Genomic DNA, 16,435 nt, shown 5'->3' on the forward strand with positions numbered 1-16,435 from the left:
CCGCACACGGCACAGCCCACCTCGGCGGAGACGTCCACAGCGGCGCCCTGTACGTTCTCGTCCGTGCCTGCCGTAAAAAAGACCGCCTTGTTGGTCACTTCCGTCGCATTGCTCACCATGTCGACCACGGCTCCCGCGTGGGCGGACGACAAACCGGGAGGCGAGAAGAAGCCCAAGCCGCCGGCTTCCATGTCGACGGTCGGCGGCGCCAAGCTCGGCGAGCCGGGCACCCAGGTGAGCCTGAAGGCGGGCGCTCCCGTCCTCCCCAAGGACCTGTCGGCGCGCTCCTGGATGGTCTCCGACGCCGAGACGGGCGAGGTGCTCGCCTCGCACAACTCGCACTGGCGGCTTGCCCCGGCGAGCACCCTGAAGATGCTCTTCGCGGACACGGTCCTGCCGAAGTTCCCCAAGACGCAGAAGCACAAGGTCGAGCTCTCCGACATGGCGGGCATCGGCGCGGGCAGCAGCATGGTCGGCATCAAGGAGAACGAGACGTACACGGTCCACGACCTGTGGCTCGGCGTCTTCCTGAAGTCGGGCAATGACGCGGTGCACGTCCTGTCGGCGATGAACGGCGGTGTCCCGCAGACCGTCAAGGACATGCAGTCGCACGCCGAGGAGCTGCAGGCCCTGGACACGCACGTGGTCAGCCCGGACGGCTACGACGAGAAGGGGCAGGTCTCCTCCGCGTACGACCTGACGCTGTTCGCCCGCTCCGGGCTGCAGAAGAAGGACTTCCGCGAGTACTGCTCGACGGCCACCGCCAAGTTCCCCGGTGAGACCACGAAGGTCAAGAAGGGCAAGGACAAGGGCAAGAAGAAGCGCGGGTCCTTCGAGATCCAGAACACCAACCGGCTCCTCACGGGTGACTACGGCCTCGACCCCTACAAGGGCATCGCGGGCGTCAAGAACGGCAGCACGACGAACGCGGGCAACACCTTCACCGGTGTCGCGGAGCGCAACGGCAAGGTGCTGCTCGTGACCGTCATGAACCCCGACTCCGGTGAGCAGCACGCGGTCTACAAGGAGACCGAGCGGCTCCTCGACTGGGGCTTCAAGGCCTCCGGCAAGGTCGAGCCGGTGGGCGAACTGGTCGCTCCGAAGAGTGCCGGTACGGGCAGCGGCAAGGGCGCTCCCGGCGCGGGCAAGGGCGGGTCGGACTCGTCGAAGAACGTGGCGCACGCCTCCGCCAAGGAGTCGGGCGGCGGTGCCGGCGTCGCGCTCGGGATCGCGGCCGGTGTCCTCGCGCTGATCGCCGCCGGATGGTTCGTGATCAGCCGCCGGCTGCCGCTGCCGAAGAGCCGCCGCTGACCTCGCCCTGTTCGTCTTCTCGTCGCTGCTTCCGCGTCGCCGTCCAGGCGGCGCAGAACAGCAGGAGTTTCGCGGTGAAGTTGATCCACAGGAGCAGCGCGACGGGCACTCCGAAGGCTCCGTACATGCTCTTCGTGGCGACGCCCTTCATGTAGCCGCCGAGCAGCAGCTTGAGCAGCTCGAATCCGGCCGCGCCGATCAGACCGGCGGTGATCAGGTGCCGTCGGGGCGGCTGGACGCCCGGCAGCAGTGTCAGGACGTAGAGCAGCAGCAGGAAGTCCGCGAGGACGGCGATGGCGAACGCGATCACCTGCAGCAGCAGCCCGCCCCAGCCGTCCTCGGAGATCCCGATGAGGTCGGCGCTCCAGCCGACGGCGGTCGACGCGAGGGTCGACGCCACGACGGACGCGAGGCCCGCGCCGCCGAGTCCGATGAGCACCCCGGCGTCCTTGATCTTGCGCATGACGGGGTTCTCGTCGGTGTCCTCCAGCTCCCAGACGACCCGCAGGCACTCCCTTATCGAGCCGACCCAGCCGATGCCGGTGAAGAGCAGCAGGGCGCCCGCGATGAGCCCGACGGTGCCCGCGTTGGCGACCAGGGCGTCCAGGTTCAGCTGCTCGGAGATGCCGGGGACCTGCTTGGAGATGCTGTCCTCGAGCTTGTTCTGCTGGCTCTTGGAGAGTGTCGCGGCGGCGACCGCGGCGGCGACGGTGATCAGTGGGAAGAGCGCGAGGAAGCTGATGAACGTCATCGCCGCGGCGAGGCGCGTCCAGTGCACGTTGTCGAGCCGCTCGTACGCGCTCCACGCGTGCGTGCGCATCAGGCGCTCCACCAGGGGCCCGATGCCGGGGAGCTTTTTCAGCCAGTCCATGATGCCTCCCTGCCCGTTGTGCGGAAGACCAAGGTCCGGGTACCCCAGAAGCGCAGAACCGTGGCGAGTGCCATGCCGACTCCCGCCCCGGAGATGGTGTCCGCGCGCTGTGAGGTGAGGCCGAGGCCGTAGTGGGACACCGCGATGCAGAGCAGCTGCACCATTGCGCCGGCGATGTTGACGGCGAAGAAGATGCCGTACTGCCGAAGGCGCGAGACGCCCGCCGCCTCGCGCCGCCGGTAGGTGCCGAGCGCGTTGCCCGCGTAGGCGACCGTGCAGCCGGCCACGAAGGACAGCGCCTTGGCGGTCAGCGGGTCGAGGCCTGCGGGGCCGCGCAGCCAGACGAAGAGGCCGAGGTCGACGGCGTACGCACAGATCCCGGCGGCGGCGAAGCCGAGCAGTTCGGGGCCCATGGCCCGGAGCCGCTCCCTGAGGGCGCTCACCAGTCGGCGACCGCGAGGGCGTACATCGCGATCCACACCAGGCCGATGACGGCCAGCGCACGGTCGCGCAGGACGACGTCCTCGGGCTCGCCCGCCGTGCCCCGGTCGGCGAAGACGGCGTAGCGCAGGACGGCGAGGACGAAGGCGGCCATCGACAGCTGCCGCCAGGGCAGCAGGCCGTTCGCGGTACCGCCGCTCTCCATGGCCCACAGGCAGTACGCGAGGACGGCGACCCCGGCGGCGAGCTGCCAGACGAAGCGGAGGTAGCCGGTGGTGTATTCGGTGAGCAACGCGCGCGTGGCGCCTGCTTTTCCTGACATCTGCACGGCTTCGGAGTAGCGCTTGGCGGCGACCATGAAGAGGGCGCCGAAGCCCGTGGTGATCAGGAACCAGCGTGAGAGCGGGATGTCGAGTGCCACTCCCCCGATCATCGCCCGCATCAGGAAGCCCGTGGTGACGACGGCGAGGTCGACGACCAGGATGTGCTTGAGGCTGACGCAGTAGGCCAGTTGCATCACTACGTAGGCGCCGAGCAAGCCCGCGGTCAGGGGTGTGCAGAACGCGGCGGCGGCCAATGGCGCGAGCACGGCGAGCAGCCCGCCGACGGCGTACGCGACCGTCACCGGCACCTGCCCGGCGGCGACCGGTCTGCGGCACTTGGTGGGGTGTGCGCGGTCGGCATCGGCGTCGCGCGCGTCGTTGATGAGGTAGACGGCGGACGCGGCGGCCGTGAACAGTGCGAACACCAGGACGAGTTGGACGAGCGAGTGGCGCGAGAAGAGTTCACCCGCGGCGGCGGGTGCCGCGACGACCAGGACGTTCTTCACCCACTGGCGGGGGCGCGCGGTCTTCAGGAGCCCGAGCGGCAGGGCCAGCGAGCCGGTGCCGGACGGCCGGGGCGGCCGGGGGCGTTCGAGCAGGGCGGTGCGGTCAGCCATGCGCGCGGCTCCCGTTCATCCAGGCGGAGCCCACGCGCGCGGTGAGGGCGCCGAGGGCCGCCCCGGCCGCCACGTCGCTCGGGTAGTGGACGCCGACGACCATCCGCGAGACGCACATCGCGGCGGCGAGCGGCGGGACGACGCGGGCTCCCAGAGGACTCAACGCGCCGTACGCCACGGTGGCCGCGGCGGCCGAAGTGGCGTGCGAACTGGGGAAGGAGTGCCGGCCCGCGGTCCTGACGAGGGGCTCCGTGCCCGTGTCAGCGCCGGGACGCGGACGCCGTACGACGCGTTTGACGCCCATGCTGGCCAGGTGCGCGGCGGCGGTCAGTGCCGTGGCGCGCAGCCACATGCCGCGCCGTTCGCGGTCGACCGCGGCGCCCGCGAGCCCCGCGACGATCCAGAGGGCGCCGTGCTCGCCGGTCCAGGACAGGGCCCGTGCGGCGGCGGCCACGCGCGCGTCGGAGCCGCAGTCGCGCAGGGCCGACAGCAGCCGGTGGTCCATGTCGTGCATGTGGCCTCCTTCTCCGGGGACTTCAAGGACCTGACCTCCCGACTCTTCTAGGCGACCTCTCAATATTTACGGCAATATACGACGACACTCCATCAATCACCCATTTCGGTGAGAGCTCTGACGAATATGGGCAAACTGCCCTTGCTCGGACGATACGGTCACGTGTATGCCTGCCGACTCCGCTCCGCCCGCCGACCCCGCGACCGCGACGGCGCCCGAGGCCGCACCCCTGGCGCCGTTCGTGTCCGTGTCGGGCTGGGGACGCACCGCCCCGTCCACCGCCCGTCTGATCCGCCCCCGTTCGCCCGAGGAGGCCGTGGCGGCCCTCCAGGCGTGCGGGGAGCGCGGAGGCATCGCCAGAGGCCTTGGGAGGGCGTACGGGGACGCCGCACAGAACGCCGGCGGCGCGGTACTCGACATGACCGGCATGGACCGCGTGCACGCCATCGACGCCGACGCGGGCACCGTCCTGTGCGACGCCGGGGTCTCCCTGCACCGCCTGATGGAAGTCCTGCTCCCGCTCGGCTGGTTCGTGCCGGTCACTCCGGGGACCCGCTATGTGACCGTGGGCGGCGCGATCGGCGCGGACATCCACGGCAAGAACCACCACGGCTCCGGGTCCTTCTCGCGCCACGTGATGGCCGTCGAACTGCTCACCGCCGACGGCACGGTGCAGGCGGTCGAGCGCGGCACCCCCCTGTTCGACGCGACGGCGGGCGGCATGGGCCTGACCGGCGTGATCCTCGCCGCGACGCTGCAACTGCAGCCGGTCGAGACCTCGTTGATGACGGTGGACACGGAGCGCGCCACCGACCTGGACGACCTGATGGCCCGCCTCACCGCCACCGACCACCGCTATCGCTACTCCGTGGCGTGGATCGACCTCCTCGCGCGGGGGGCGTCGATGGGCCGCTCGGTGCTCACACGCGGCGATCACGCTCCCCTGGACGCCCTCCCGCCACGCGCGCGTAGAGCCCCGCTCACGTTCCGCCCCGGGCAACTGCCCCCCGCCCCGCGCTTCCTGCCCGACGGGCTGCTCGGCCGCAGGTCGGTGGGGCTCTTCAATGAGCTCTGGTACCGCAAGGCGCCCCGCTCGCGCGTGGGCGAACTCCAGAAGATGTCGACGTTCTTCCACCCCCTGGACGGCGTCCCGCACTGGAACCGCGTGTACGGCCGCGGCGGATTCGTGCAGTACCAATTCGTCGTCGGATACGGCAAGGAAGAGGCCCTGCGGCGCATCGTGCGACGCATCTCGGAGCGCGGCTGCCCGTCCTTCCTCGCCGTGCTGAAGCGCTTCGGAGAGGGCGATCCGGGCTGGCTCTCCTTCCCGATGCCCGGCTGGACCCTCGCCCTGGACATCCCGGCAGGACTGCCGGGGCTCGGCGCCTTCCTCGACGACCTCGACGAGGAGGTCGCTGCCGCCGACGGCCGCGTCTACCTGGCCAAGGACTCCCGCCTGCGGCCGGAGATGCTCGCCGCGATGTATCCGAAGCTCGACGACTTCCGCGCGCTGCGGGCCGACCTCGACCCGCGCGGCGTGTTCCGCTCGGACCTCTCGCGCCGCCTCGCCCTCTAGCAACTCCAGGAGTTGGTCCCATGAAGGACGCCTTCGGCACCCCCCAGTCCCTGCTCGTACTCGGCGGCACCTCCGAGATCGGCCTCGCCACGGCCCGCCGTCTGGTCGCGCGGCGCACCCGTACCGTGTGGCTGGCCGGGCGGCCGTCCCCGGGCCTGGAGACGGCCGCAGCGGGCCTGCGCGACATGGGTGCGGACGTCCGCACCGTCGCCTTCGACGCGCTCGACTCCGAGTCGCACGAGGCCACCCTCGGGAAGATCTTCGCCGAGGGCGACATCGACATGGTCCTGCTGGCCTTCGGCATCCTCGGTGACCAGGCACGCGACGAGGACGAGCCGCTGTCGGCGGTGCGGGTCGCGCAGACGAACTACACCGGGGCGGTCTCGGCCGGGCTGGTGTGCGCGCGCTCGCAGCAGGCCCAGGGGCACGGCTCCCTGGTGGTGCTCTCCTCGGTCGCCGGCGAACGCGCCCGCCGCTCGAACTTCATCTACGGGTCGAGCAAGGCGGGCCTCGACGCCTTCGCCCAGGGCCTGGGCGACGCGCTGCACGGCACGGGGGTGCACGTGATGGTCGTCCGGCCCGGCTTCGTGCGCTCCAAGATGACGGCGGGCCTGGAGGAGGCACCCATGGCCACCACTCCGGAAGCGGTCGCCGAGGCCATCGAGACGGGGCTGCGGCGGCGCTCGGAGACGGTGTGGGTGCCGGGCGCGCTGCGAGTGGTCATGTCGGCACTGCGGCACGTGCCGCGGACGGTGTTCCGGCGGCTTCCGGTGTGAGGCTCCTCGGGGGCGCCGGTCAGCGGGCGGGCAGCGTGCCGTGCGCGGCGGGGGCCGCCGCCTGCGGAGGAACGACCGGGCCGCCACCGCCGAAGGCGAACTCGCGCAGCTTGCGCCACACGCCGTCCGCGCCCTGCTCGTAGAGCGCGAAGCCGGTGCAGGGCCACTCGGCCTCGTACTCGGAAAGCTCCGCGTACGCCCGGTCCATGGCCTCTTCGGAGATGCCGTGCGCCACCGTGACGTGCGGGTGGTACGGGAACTGCAGCTCGCGCGCGATGGGCCCGGACGCGTCCCGCACCCGCTCCTGAAGCCAGCCACAGGCCGACCCGCCCGCCACCACCTGGACGAAGACGACGGGCGACAGCGGCCGGAACGTGCCCGTCCCGGAGAGCCGCATCGGGAAGGGGCGCCCGGCGGCCGCGACGGCCCCCAGGTGCGCCTCCACGGCGGGCAGCGCCGCCGCGTCCACCAGGGTCGGCGGCAGCAGCGTGACGTGGGTGGGGATGCCGTGTGCCGCGGGGTCCCCGAAGCCCGCGCGCCGCTCCTGGAGCAGGCTGCCGTGAGGCTCCGGGACCGCGATCGACACACCGATCGTTACGGTCCCCACGTCGTACTCCTGTCGGTCGGGTGGCGGGCAGAGGGCGCTGTTGTGTTTGGCGTGGTGCAGGGGACTGTGTGGCTCAGTGCTTGGCGGGCAGGAGGCCCACCTTGTCGTACGCCTGCGCGAGGGTCTCCGCGGCGACGGCACGCGCCTTCTCCGCACCCTTGGCCAGGATCGAGTCGAGCGTCTCCGGGTCGTCCAGGTAGGCCTGGGTCCGGTCCCGGAAGGGCGTCACGAAGTCGACCATGACGTCGGCGAGGTCAGTCTTCAGCGCACCGTAGCCCTTGCCGGCGTACTTCTGCTCCAGTTCCGGGATACCGGTACCGGTGAGCGTGGAGTAGATCGTGAGGAGGTTGCTGACACCCGGCTTGTCCACCGTGTCGTACCGCACGACCGTGTCGGTGTCGGTGACCGCGCTCTTGACCTTCTTCGCGGTGGCCTTGGGCTCGTCCAGGAGGTTGATCAGGCCCTTCGGGGTGGACGCCGACTTGCTCATCTTGATCGACGGGTCCTGAAGGTCGAAGATCTTGGCCGTCTCCTTGAGGATGTACGCCGCCGGGACGGTGAACGTCTCGCCGAAGCGGCCGTTGAAACGCTCCGCGAGGTCGCGGGTCAGCTCGATGTGCTGGCGCTGGTCCTCACCGACCGGGACCTGATTGGCCTGGTAGAGCAGGATGTCCGCGACCTGCAGCACGGGGTACGTGAAGAGGCCCACGGAGGCGCGGTCCGCGCCCTGCTTGGCCGCCTTGTCCTTGAACTGCGTCATGCGCGACGCCTCGCCGAAGCCCGTGAGGCAGTTCATGATCCAGCCGAGCTGGGCGTGCTCGGGGACGTGGCTCTGGACGAAGAGCGTGCAGCGCTCCGGGTCGAGACCGGCGGCCAGGAGCTGGGCGGCGGCGAGCCGGGTGTTGGCACGGAGCTCGGCCGGGTCCTGCGGGATCGTGATCGCGTGCAGGTCCACCACCATGTAAAACGCGTCGTGGGACTCCTGCAGCGCCACCCACTGGCGGACCGCGCCAAGGTAGTTGCCGAGGTGGAACGAGCCTGCGGTGGGCTGGATTCCGGAGAGCACGCGAGGACGATCAAGGGCCATGGAGCCATTCTCTCAGGTGTCTCTCATTGCTCGGAAACAGCCATGTGACGGGTGTGCCGCGATCTTGTCCCGCGGCCGTGTCCCACCCGCCCGGATCCGGTCCTCGCGAATGCGGAACCGATCACGTCCGGCCGGTGTATCAAGAGTGTGAGGGCACAGGGGGAGGTCCTGGAGGGGGGCCGCGTCGTCGACGAGGGTGCGGTGATCGCACGTGTGCGCGCCGGGGAGGCGGAGGCGTACGCGGAACTGGTGCGCGCCTTTACCGGGGTCGCGCTCAGGGCGGCCGTGGCACTCGGGGCGGGAGCGGACGCGGAAGACGTGGTGCAGCAGGCCTTTTTCAAGGCGTACTGCTCCTTGGGGCGGTTCAGGGACGGTTCGGCGTTCAAGCCGTGGCTGCTCTCGATCGTCGCCAATGAGACGAGGAACACAGTGCGTTCGGCGGTCCGGCAGCGGTCGCTCGTCGGACGTGAGGCGGCACTCGCGGAGGCGGAGCCGCTGATACCGGAATCGGCGGACCCGGCGGTCGCGGCGCTGCGGGACGAGCGCCGGGCGGCCTTGCTCGCCGCGCTCGACCGGCTGAGCGAGGAGCACCGCCTGGTCGTCACGTACCGCTATCTCCTGGAGATGGACGAGGCGGAGACGGCCCAGGCGCTTGGCTGGCCGCGGGGCACGGTGAAGTCCCGGCTGAACCGCGCGCTGCGCAAGCTGGAGCGCATCCTGCCGCAGGGGCCGGAAGGAGGTGCCGGGCATGAGTGAGCGGGACGACGATCAGGACAGTCGAGGCGAAGGTCGCGGCGGTGGCGGCGCCGGGCGGGCCAGAGGCAGCGATGCCCGGCGGCTTCCCGAGGAGTTGCGGTCGCTCGGCCGATCCCTCGATCCGCCAGGGGTCTCCGGCGCGACGATGGCCGAGCGGGTCATCGCTCAGATCATCGCGGAATCGGCGCCGACCCCGGTCGCCGAGCCGCCGGGGCTCCTTTCCCGGCTGCGGTCGTGGCTGCGGGCGCGCCGGAGGATCCTGACGGCGGCGCTGTGCGGGCTTCTGACGGCGGCGGTGCTCACGCCGCCGGTGCGGGCCGCGGTCTTCGAATGGTTCGACTTCGGCGGGGTCGAGGTGCGGTATGACCCGTCGGCGACTCCGCCGACCGAAGCGGGCGTGCCGGGATGCGGTGCCGGGGTCAGCCTGTCCGAGGCCGAGCGGCGGGCCGGGTTCGTGCCTGCGGTGCCGGACGCCCTGGGCACGCCGGACGCCGTGGCGGTGACGCGGGAGCCGGGCGCGCGCGTCGTGGTCACCCTGTGCTGGCGCGACGGGGCCCGGACGATACGGCTCGATGAGTTCGGGGCACGGCTCGACCCGAGCTTCAGCAAGAGGGTGACGGAGTATCCCGAGTGGGTCGAGGTCGGCCCTGAGACGGGGCTGTGGTTCCCGCGCCCCCATCGGCTCACGTTCTGGATGGTGGAGGGCGACGGCGACCGATGGACGCGGTCCGAACGCACGGCGGGTCCGACGCTCCTGTGGACGCACGGCCCGAAGCTCACGCTGCGCCTCGAGGGCGTGGCGTCCAAGGAGCGGGCCCTGGAGATCGGGACATCAGTTTCAGTCGGTCCGGGCGAACAGGGAACCCGCGGGGCTCGGGCGGTGTACCAGAAGTGACGCGGTGCGGACGGATCGTGCCGGAGAGCGACTGGGGGATCGACATGCGGATGCGGACGGCAAGGGCAGTGTGCGGGTCGGTGGCGGGGTTCGCGGCCACGCTGGCGCTGGTGGTGGCGGGAGCGCCGCAGGCGGTGGCGGGAGGGTCGACGAGCGTCCTCGTGGTCGCGCCGGAGAGCGGGCAGAGCACGGCGCTCTACAGGACCGCCAAGGAGTATGCGGCGCTGGAGGAGTCACTCGGGTACCTCGGCGCCGACATGGGCAAGGGCCAGCGCGAGCAGCCACCCGGCCTGGCCATGAGCGACGGACGGCGTCAGGTCACGGTGACGTGGATGGCCCACGACGTGCAGCCGTGGCGGGTGGACCGGGCTTACCCGATGGCCACCGGCTCCAGGAACAACGCCGACGGCAACGACAGCAACGACAGCAAGGGCGCCGATGTGGTGTGGATCCACACCGCGACGGACGTCGCGTCCATGAAGGGCGTCTGGCACAAGGCGAAGGACCCGGCGCGTCTGACGGCGCTGTTCAAGAAGCTCGGGGTCCTGGGGCCGCCGTCGGACAAGGGCGGACACGCGATATCGCCGGGGGCGGACTCGTCCCCGCCACCGACGCCCGCCTCGGGGGCTGAAGCCGGGCGGACCGCCGCGGGTGGCGGGGCCGATGTCACGCCGGGTGACGGCGGCACGGACTGGTGGTGGGCGATACCGGGCGCCGCGGCGGGCGCCGCAGGGGCGCTGCTGCTGCGGGGGCCTCTTGCCGGGCGCCGTCCCCTCCTTGCGTCACTGCGGGGGCGGAGGCCTCATGAAGGCGAGCCGCGGCAGGAGTTGAGGGACCTGTGAGGGCTGCGGCCACCCCCGGCCGGTGAGACGGCCGGGGCGGGCGACAGTCCGGGCAGGCTGCCCGGGCCGACGGGTCAGTGAGCCGGTAGGCCCGGTGCCGGGTGGGTGGACATCAGATGGGCGACGGTGGGCGTGTGCTCGGTCCCGGGACCGCGGGAGGTGAGGGATGTGCGGGAGGTGCGGGAAGGGGTGTCGATGGGGGCTGCTTTGATCGAGCAACGCCGAGAGCCTGGGGGGGAGGGCGACACCTCGACCGTTCTGCCTCGGGCGGCTTCCGCGGGGTCCGTTCCCCGTGCGCCAGTCGCCGTGCTGTCAGGGCCAGTGCATCGGGCACGCCGGGTCGGAAGGTTTCTTCGTCCACGATCCGAGCGACGATAGAAATTGGGCGCCACACCCGCCCCAAGCCGCAGGACGAACGGAGACCCCGTGTCGACTACCGAAAAGTTCATCACCTCGGCCGAAGCGCACAGCGCGCACAACTATCACCCGCTGCCCATCGTGGTCGCATCGGCGGAGGGTGCCTGGATGACGGACGTCGAGGGGCGCCGCTATCTCGACATGCTGGCCGGGTACTCGGCGCTGAATTTCGGGCACGGCAACCGCCGCCTGATCGACGCCGCCAAGGCGCAGCTGGAGCGGGTGACACTCACCTCGCGGGCCTTCCACCACGACCGGTTCGCCGACTTCTGTACACGGCTCGCGGAGCTGTGCGGCAAGGAGATGGTGTTGCCGATGAACACCGGGGCGGAAGCGGTGGAGACGGCCGTGAAGACCGCCAGGAAGTGGGGGTATCAGGTCAAGGGCGTGCCCGACGGGCGGGCGAAGATCGTCGTCGCGCGCGACAACTTCCACGGGCGGACCACGACCATCGTCAGCTTCTCGACGGATCAGGAGGCGCGGGCGGACTTCGGCCCGTACACACCAGGTTTCGAGATCGTGCCGTACGGCGATCTGACGGCGATGCGGGCCGCGGTCACGGAGAACACCGTGGCCGTGCTCCTGGAGCCGATCCAGGGGGAGGCCGGGGTCCTGGTGCCCCCGGCCGGGTATCTGGCGGGCGTACGGGAGTTGACGCGGGAGCGGAACGTCCTCTTCATGGCGGACGAGATCCAGTCGGGGCTCGGCAGGACGGGCAGGACGTTCGCGTGCGAGCACGAGGGCGTGGTGCCGGACGTGTACATCCTGGGCAAGGCGCTGGGCGGGGGCGTGCTGCCGGTGTCCGCGGTGGTGGCGGACGCGGATGTGCTGGGGGTGTTCAAGCCGGGAGAGCATGGGTCGACGTTCGGCGGCAATCCGCTGGCGTGCGCGGTGGCGCTGGAGGTCGTGGCGATGCTGGGCTCGGGCGAGTACCAGCAGCGGGCCACCGAGCTCGGCGAGCATCTGCACGCCGAGCTGGCACTCCTCGCCGGTACGGGCGCGGTGACGCAGGTGCGGGGCCGCGGACTGTGGGCGGGCGTCGACATCGAGCCGTCGCACGGCACGGGCCGCGAGATCTCCCAGAAACTGATGGACCGGGGTGTGCTGGTCAAGGACACGCACGGGTCGACGATCCGGATCGCTCCCCCGCTGGTGATCAGCAAGGAGGATCTGGACTGGGGACTCGACCAACTGCGGGCCATGCTGGCGTAGTTCAGGGAGGGATGGCGCCTGACGCCGGCCGCCGGTGTCAGCGCTTGGTGCCGACACCGCCGAACATGGCGACGTCCTCGACCCCGGCCGCTGTCTCCGTGCGCCAGCGGTTGCACGAGACCACTCCGGGTTCGAGGAGCTCCAGGCCGTCAAAGAAACGCACCACCTGCTCGGGCGTGCGCTGCGTCAGCTTGGGGGTGCCGTTCTCGTTCCAGAACGCCACTGCTTCGTCCACGTCGGGCATCTGCGGGCTGGTGATCGTGTGCGAGAGGACCAGGTGGCTGCCGGCCGGGAGCGCGTCGAGCAGGCGGCGCACGATGCCGTACGCCTCGGAGTCGTCGTCGATGAAGATGACGACTCCGAGCAGCATCAGCGCGACCGGCTGGTCGAAGTCCAGTGTCTTGGCGGCGTGTTCGAGGATCGTGTCGACGTTGCGCAGGTCCTCGTCGAGGTAGTCGGTCCTGCCCTCGGGGGTGCTGGTGAGGAGGGCGCGCGCGTGGGTGAGGACCAGCGGGTCGTTGTCGACGTAGACGACGCGGGTCTCGGGGGCGATCCGCTGGGCGACCTCGTGGGTGTTGTCGGCGGTCGGCAGCCCGGTGCCGATGTCGAGGAACTGCCGGATTCCGCACTCGGTCACCAGGTGGCTCACAGCGCGCCCGAGGAACTGCCGGTCGGCCAGCGCGTAGGCACCGATGCCGGGGTGCAGCGTGCGGATCTGGTCTCCGGCGGCCTGGTCGACGGGGTAGTTGTCCTTGCCCCCGAGCCAGTAGTTCCAGATGCGGGCCGTGTGAGGCTGCGTGGTGTTGATCCTGCTGTCGGTCATGTGCGCGGTCGCCTCCGAGTCCGTCGTCGAACAACGGGCAGCGTACTCGGGCGACTTGAGCGACGGGTGGGCCGCCTCGGTCGGTCGGGCCTGCGGCTGCGTTGGCGGGTCTTTGCGTGGACTGGTCTCTGTGTTGACCGGCTCTGTGCTGCCCGGCTCTGTGTTGACCGGCTTCAGAGGATTACGTGCGGGAGGAATCTCGCGTACTCGTCCGTGATCAGGCCCGTCGACTCCCGGATGCCCAGTCCCGCCGCCTCGTCCTCGACGACCCATGCTCCGAGCACCACACGGTTGCCGTCGAAGTCGGGCAGGGGTGCCAACTCCTGGTAGCAGCAGACGTCCTCGCGTACCAGGGGTTCGGCGCCCGGTGGGTGGACCGTGACTCCGGCGCCTTCGCGGCCGAGGAGGGGCTTGGCGACGTAACCCCGCTCGGAGGCCAGCTCCCGGGGGCCGTCCAGGTAGGCGGGCAGGAGGTTGGGGTGGCCGGGGTAGAGCTCCCAGAGGACGGCGAGCAGCGCCTTGTTGGAGAGGAGCATTTTCCAGGCGGGCTCGATCCACAGCGTGGAGCCGGTGCCGCCGCCGTTGTCCAGGGTCTCCAGGACGTGCGGGGCGAAGCGGTCCGTGGTCAGCCACTCCCACGGGTAGAGCTTGAAGCAGCTGCGGATGAAGCCGAGCTTCTTGTCGACGAAGCGCCGCGAGAGCCGGTCCCAGCCGATGTCCTCCATGGAGATCGCCTCGGTGTCGAGCCCGGCCTGCTGTGCGGTCTCGCGCAGGTACGCGACCGTCATCAGGTCCTCGCCGAGTTCGTCGCCCGCGGAGTGCGCGAAGTACAGCGGGCCGCCGGGCGGGAGCAGTGACGCCTGCTTCTTCCAGGCGTCCACGAGGCGCTCGTGGAGGGAGTTCCACTGGTCGGCGCCCGGGAAGCGCTCCTCCATCCAGAACCACTGGGGGCTCGCGGCCTCGACCAGCGAGGTGGGGGTGTCGGCGTTGTACTCCAGCATCTTGGCCGGGCCGCCCCTGCCGTCGTAATGCAGGTCGAAGCGGCCGTAGAGGGAGGGAAGTTCGGTACGCCGGCGCCATGCCTCGATGACCGCGTCCGCCACTCGGGGGTCGGTGATGCCGAGATCGGCGAGGCGCCCCTGCGTGACGATGTGCTCGGCAGCCGCGAGGCACATCGCGTGCAGTTCCTCGACGACCTCCTCCAGGGCCTCGACCTCGGGGAGCGTGAACGCGTAGTAGGCGGACTCGTCCCAGTAAGGGCGGAGTGAGTCGTCGGGGTAACGGGTGAGGGGGTAGATGAGCCCCTGATCCTCGACCGTCTGCTGCCAGCCGGGGCGGGGGGTGATGGTGTGGCGTTCCATGGCCTCGGTCTCGGCTCTCGGGTCTCAAGTGGCGGGCCCGAGCCGCGGGTCGCGGGCCTCGAGCCTCGGGTGGGGGGGTCGCGGATGGTGGGCCTCGGGTCGCGGGCCTCAGGTTGGGTGCCTCGGTGGCGGGTCGGGGGCCTCGGATCGCGGCTCGCGGGCCTCAAGTCGCCGGCCTCAGGTGGCGGGTCGAGGACCTCAGGCCTCGGGTCGCTGGTCTCGGCCCGCGGGTCACGGCCCGCGGGTCACGGCCCGCGGGTCACGAGTCGCGGGTCACGAGTCGCTGGTGGCGTGCCTCGGGGCTCGCTCGTTTCCGGATCAGCCGCCGCCGCTGCCGCTGCCCGAGCAGCCGAAGCCGTCGCGGTCGACGGCCTCGCTGCGGCTGAAGGTGCCGTAGTCGGCGTGGCGGCCGTCGATGTCCGCGTCGTAGTACCAGTCGGCGTCCATGCGGCCGGACTTGCCGGCTCCGGTGCCCGTGCCCGACCCGGTGCCGTACGAACTGCCGCTGCTGTTGCGTCCCTTGCCGTACGAGGAGGACGAACCGGCGCCGCTCTTGCAGTTCTTGTCGGCAACGATCTTGTAGCCGGTGAGAAGGTCGTAGCTGTCGCGGTCCACGCACCGCCTGTCCGGCTCCGAACCGCACGAGGTCAGGGCCGCCGCGAGGACGCCCATCCCGCCGAGTACGACCGTGCTGGACCGCAGCTTTCGCCGCGGGGCCTTCCGTTCTTCCCGCTGCTCCGTCCGCTCCGACCGCGGCTCCGTCTGCCGCTCCGTCTGCCGCTCGGTGCGCTGCTCGGTCCGCTGCTCCGGTGCCATCCGCACTTCCGCTCCCCCGTTGTCGTACGCGATCGGCGATCAGCGTAGGTAAGGGGGCCCACGTCGTGCCAACCGGCTCAGCCGAATCCCTCTCCCCTACAGTCACTTCGTGTCTCTTGGGATGATTTGCGCACTCGGTTCAGCGGTCTGCTTCGGCACGGCCTCCGTCTTTCAGGCCATCGCCGCCCGCGCCACCGCGCCGGGCACCGGCTCCGGGGTCGACCCCGCGCTGCTGCTGCGCGCGGTGAAGCAATGGCGGTACGTCGTGGGGCTCGGGCTCGACGGGCTCGGGTTCCTGCTGCAGATCGTGGCGCTGCGCTCCATCCCGATCTACGCCGTCGGTGCCGCGCTCGCCGCGAGCCTCGCCGTCACGGCGGTGGTGGCGTCGCGGATGCTGCGGGTGCGGTTGAGCGGGGTGGAGTGGGCAGCGGTGGGGGTGGTGTGCGCGGGGCTCGCGATGCTGGGGCTCGCGTCGGGGGACGAGGGGGAGAGGACTGGGTCGACGACTCTGCGGTACGTGCTGCTTGGCGTGGCGGTGGGGGTGCTGCTCCTCGGCGCGGTGACCGGGCGGTTGTCCGGGCGGGGGCGGGCGCCGGCCCTGGGGCTCGGGGCCGGGCTCGGGTTCGGGGTGGTGGAGGTGGCGGTGCGGCTCATCGACGACGTCTCACCGGGGGCGTTGGTCCGGAACCCGGCCACCTACGCCTTGCTGGTGGGCGGGGGCGCGGCGTTCCTGCTGCTCACGTCCGCCTTGCAGCGGGGGTCGGTGACGACCGCCACCGCGGGGATGGTGATCGGGGAGACGGTCGGTCCGGCGGTGGTGGGGGTGGTGTGGCTCGGGGATCGGACTCGGAGCGGGATGGAGTGGGTGGCGGTGCTGGGGTTCGCGATTGCCGTGGCGGGAGCGCTCGCCTTGGCGCGGTTCGGGGAGGCCTCGGCGCCTGCGGAGGGCTCAACCGCAGAGGGCTCACCCGAGGGAAGTACCCGGTAGGGCGGGCCCTGCTGGACCCTCCCCATCCCGTGCCGGGCTTCGCGGTAGCCGTGGCGGGAGCGCTCGCCTTGGCGCGGTTCGGGGAGGCCTCGGCCCCTACGGAGGCCTCAACCGCAGAGGGCTCACCCGAGGGAAGTACCCGGTAGGGCGGGCCCTGCTGGACCCTCCCCATCCCGTGCCGGGCTTCGCGGTAGCCGTGGCG

Annotated in this window: 17 protein-coding genes; 8 read left to right on the forward strand and 9 right to left on the reverse strand. The window is 71.1% G+C overall.

The annotated features are described in order from the left end of the window. Positions 1–63 precede the first annotated feature (63 nt). The gene (locus ACWD02_RS10925) at positions 64–1,311 is read left to right on the forward strand and encodes a D-alanyl-D-alanine carboxypeptidase family protein (RefSeq protein ID WP_451207326.1); all 1,248 of its coding nucleotides are present in this window, start codon (positions 64–66) and stop codon (positions 1,309–1,311) included. On the opposite strand, the gene ACWD02_RS10930 is transcribed toward ACWD02_RS10925, so the two are convergent. From ACWD02_RS10930 to ACWD02_RS10945, 4 genes are read right to left on the reverse strand one after another with little or no spacing between them, the layout of a single operon-like run. Continuing rightward, positions 1,274–2,182 carry a YihY/virulence factor BrkB family protein gene (locus ACWD02_RS10930; protein ID WP_451207328.1) on the reverse strand — a complete coding sequence of 303 codons (909 nt, stop codon included), beginning with the start codon at positions 2,180–2,182 and terminating at the stop codon, positions 1,274–1,276. The two genes, ACWD02_RS10925 and ACWD02_RS10930, sit on opposite strands and share 38 nt — an antisense overlap. Then, positions 2,170–2,595 (reverse strand): GtrA family protein, encoded by a 426-nt coding sequence (locus ACWD02_RS10935; protein WP_451207501.1) that lies wholly within the window; start codon positions 2,593–2,595, stop codon positions 2,170–2,172. The genes ACWD02_RS10930 and ACWD02_RS10935 overlap by 13 nt, the downstream gene beginning before the upstream one ends. A gap of 26 nt (positions 2,596–2,621) precedes the next feature. Further along, positions 2,622–3,563, reverse strand: a complete 942-nt coding sequence (locus tag ACWD02_RS10940) for a decaprenyl-phosphate phosphoribosyltransferase (protein WP_451207330.1) — start codon at positions 3,561–3,563, stop codon at positions 2,622–2,624. Next, positions 3,556–4,077 (reverse strand): phosphatase PAP2 family protein, encoded by a 522-nt coding sequence (locus ACWD02_RS10945; protein WP_451207333.1) that lies wholly within the window; start codon positions 4,075–4,077, stop codon positions 3,556–3,558. Before ACWD02_RS10945 ends, ACWD02_RS10940 begins: the two co-directional genes overlap by 8 nt. A gap of 166 nt (positions 4,078–4,243) precedes the next feature. Here ACWD02_RS10945 and ACWD02_RS10950 point away from each other — a divergent pair, with 166 nt between their 5' ends. Both ACWD02_RS10950 and ACWD02_RS10955 read left to right on the forward strand, forming a co-directional pair. Next, positions 4,244–5,653 (forward strand): FAD-binding protein, encoded by a 1,410-nt coding sequence (locus ACWD02_RS10950; protein WP_451207336.1) that lies wholly within the window; start codon positions 4,244–4,246, stop codon positions 5,651–5,653. 20 nt (positions 5,654–5,673) lie between these two features. After that, positions 5,674–6,429: a decaprenylphospho-beta-D-erythro-pentofuranosid-2-ulose 2-reductase gene (locus ACWD02_RS10955; RefSeq protein ID WP_451207339.1), complete on the forward strand. Its 756-nt coding sequence runs from the start codon at positions 5,674–5,676 to the stop codon at positions 6,427–6,429. Between the two features lie 19 nt (positions 6,430–6,448). Here the strand turns inward: ACWD02_RS10955 and ACWD02_RS10960 are convergent, their stop codons facing one another. After that, positions 6,449–7,036, reverse strand: a complete 588-nt coding sequence (locus tag ACWD02_RS10960; RefSeq protein ID WP_451207341.1) for a 2'-5' RNA ligase family protein — start codon at positions 7,034–7,036, stop codon at positions 6,449–6,451. Between the two features lie 73 nt (positions 7,037–7,109). Continuing rightward, complete coding sequence (trpS, locus tag ACWD02_RS10965) at positions 7,110–8,123, reverse strand: tryptophan--tRNA ligase (protein WP_451207344.1); 1,014 nt, start codon at positions 8,121–8,123, stop codon at positions 7,110–7,112. A 147-nt stretch (positions 8,124–8,270) separates the two neighbouring features. Between trpS and ACWD02_RS10970 the strand changes: the two genes are divergently transcribed. From ACWD02_RS10970 to rocD, 4 genes are all read left to right on the forward strand, one after another. Then, positions 8,271–8,879: an RNA polymerase sigma factor gene (locus ACWD02_RS10970; RefSeq protein WP_451207346.1), complete on the forward strand. Its 609-nt coding sequence runs from the start codon at positions 8,271–8,273 to the stop codon at positions 8,877–8,879. Continuing rightward, complete coding sequence (locus tag ACWD02_RS10975; protein ID WP_451207348.1) at positions 8,872–9,774, forward strand: hypothetical protein; 903 nt, start codon at positions 8,872–8,874, stop codon at positions 9,772–9,774. Before ACWD02_RS10970 ends, ACWD02_RS10975 begins: the two co-directional genes overlap by 8 nt. A 17-nt stretch (positions 9,775–9,791) precedes the next feature. Continuing rightward, positions 9,792–10,616 carry a hypothetical protein gene (locus tag ACWD02_RS10980; protein ID WP_451207351.1) on the forward strand — a complete coding sequence of 275 codons (825 nt, stop codon included), beginning with the start codon at positions 9,792–9,794 and terminating at the stop codon, positions 10,614–10,616. A gap of 426 nt (positions 10,617–11,042) precedes the next feature. Continuing rightward, the gene (rocD, locus tag ACWD02_RS10985; protein ID WP_451207354.1) at positions 11,043–12,245 is read left to right on the forward strand and encodes an ornithine--oxo-acid transaminase; all 1,203 of its coding nucleotides are present in this window, start codon (positions 11,043–11,045) and stop codon (positions 12,243–12,245) included. A gap of 37 nt (positions 12,246–12,282) precedes the next feature. Here the strand turns inward: rocD and ACWD02_RS10990 are convergent, their stop codons facing one another. The 3 genes from ACWD02_RS10990 to ACWD02_RS11000 all read right to left on the reverse strand — a co-directional run bounded on the left by ACWD02_RS10990 (position 12,283) and on the right by ACWD02_RS11000 (position 15,101). Then, complete coding sequence (locus ACWD02_RS10990) at positions 12,283–13,068, reverse strand: SAM-dependent methyltransferase (RefSeq protein ID WP_451207357.1); 786 nt, start codon at positions 13,066–13,068, stop codon at positions 12,283–12,285. 173 nt (positions 13,069–13,241) lie between these two features. Next, the gene (locus ACWD02_RS10995) at positions 13,242–14,429 is read right to left on the reverse strand and encodes a glutathionylspermidine synthase family protein (RefSeq protein ID WP_451207359.1); all 1,188 of its coding nucleotides are present in this window, start codon (positions 14,427–14,429) and stop codon (positions 13,242–13,244) included. Between the two features lie 318 nt (positions 14,430–14,747). Further along, complete coding sequence (locus ACWD02_RS11000) at positions 14,748–15,101, reverse strand: hypothetical protein (RefSeq protein ID WP_451207504.1); 354 nt, start codon at positions 15,099–15,101, stop codon at positions 14,748–14,750. Positions 15,102–15,366: 265 nt separating this feature from the next. On the opposite strand from ACWD02_RS11000, the gene ACWD02_RS11005 reads away from it, so the two are divergent. Then, a complete protein-coding gene (locus tag ACWD02_RS11005; RefSeq protein WP_451207507.1) occupies positions 15,367–16,233 on the forward strand; it encodes a hypothetical protein in 867 nt (288 codons plus the stop codon). Positions 16,234–16,435 lie beyond the last annotated feature (202 nt).

Source organism: Streptomyces sp. NPDC002853, assembly GCF_053591915.1.

Excerpts from the sequence above, each read along its gene's own strand:
- ACWD02_RS10930 (WP_451207328.1), bottom strand. The coding sequence starts at position 2,182 with ATGGACTGGCTGAAAAAGCTCCCCGGCATCGGGCCCCTGGTGGAGCGC.
- ACWD02_RS10935 (WP_451207501.1), bottom strand. The coding sequence starts at position 2,595 with ATGGGCCCCGAACTGCTCGGCTTCGCCGCCGCCGGGATCTGTGCGTAC.
- ACWD02_RS10940 (WP_451207330.1), bottom strand. The coding sequence starts at position 3,563 with ATGGCTGACCGCACCGCCCTGCTCGAACGCCCCCGGCCGCCCCGGCCG.
- ACWD02_RS10945 (WP_451207333.1), bottom strand. The coding sequence starts at position 4,077 with ATGCACGACATGGACCACCGGCTGCTGTCGGCCCTGCGCGACTGCGGC.
- ACWD02_RS10950 (WP_451207336.1), top strand. The coding sequence starts at position 4,244 with ATGCCTGCCGACTCCGCTCCGCCCGCCGACCCCGCGACCGCGACGGCG.
- ACWD02_RS10955 (WP_451207339.1), top strand. The coding sequence starts at position 5,674 with ATGAAGGACGCCTTCGGCACCCCCCAGTCCCTGCTCGTACTCGGCGGC.
- trpS (WP_451207344.1), bottom strand. The coding sequence starts at position 8,123 with ATGGCCCTTGATCGTCCTCGCGTGCTCTCCGGAATCCAGCCCACCGCA.
- ACWD02_RS10975 (WP_451207348.1), top strand. The coding sequence starts at position 8,872 with ATGAGTGAGCGGGACGACGATCAGGACAGTCGAGGCGAAGGTCGCGGC.
- ACWD02_RS10990 (WP_451207357.1), bottom strand. The coding sequence starts at position 13,068 with ATGACCGACAGCAGGATCAACACCACGCAGCCTCACACGGCCCGCATC.
- ACWD02_RS10995 (WP_451207359.1), bottom strand. The coding sequence starts at position 14,429 with ATGGAACGCCACACCATCACCCCCCGCCCCGGCTGGCAGCAGACGGTC.
- ACWD02_RS11000 (WP_451207504.1), bottom strand. The coding sequence starts at position 15,101 with ATGGGCGTCCTCGCGGCGGCCCTGACCTCGTGCGGTTCGGAGCCGGAC.
- ACWD02_RS11005 (WP_451207507.1), top strand. The coding sequence starts at position 15,367 with ATGATTTGCGCACTCGGTTCAGCGGTCTGCTTCGGCACGGCCTCCGTC.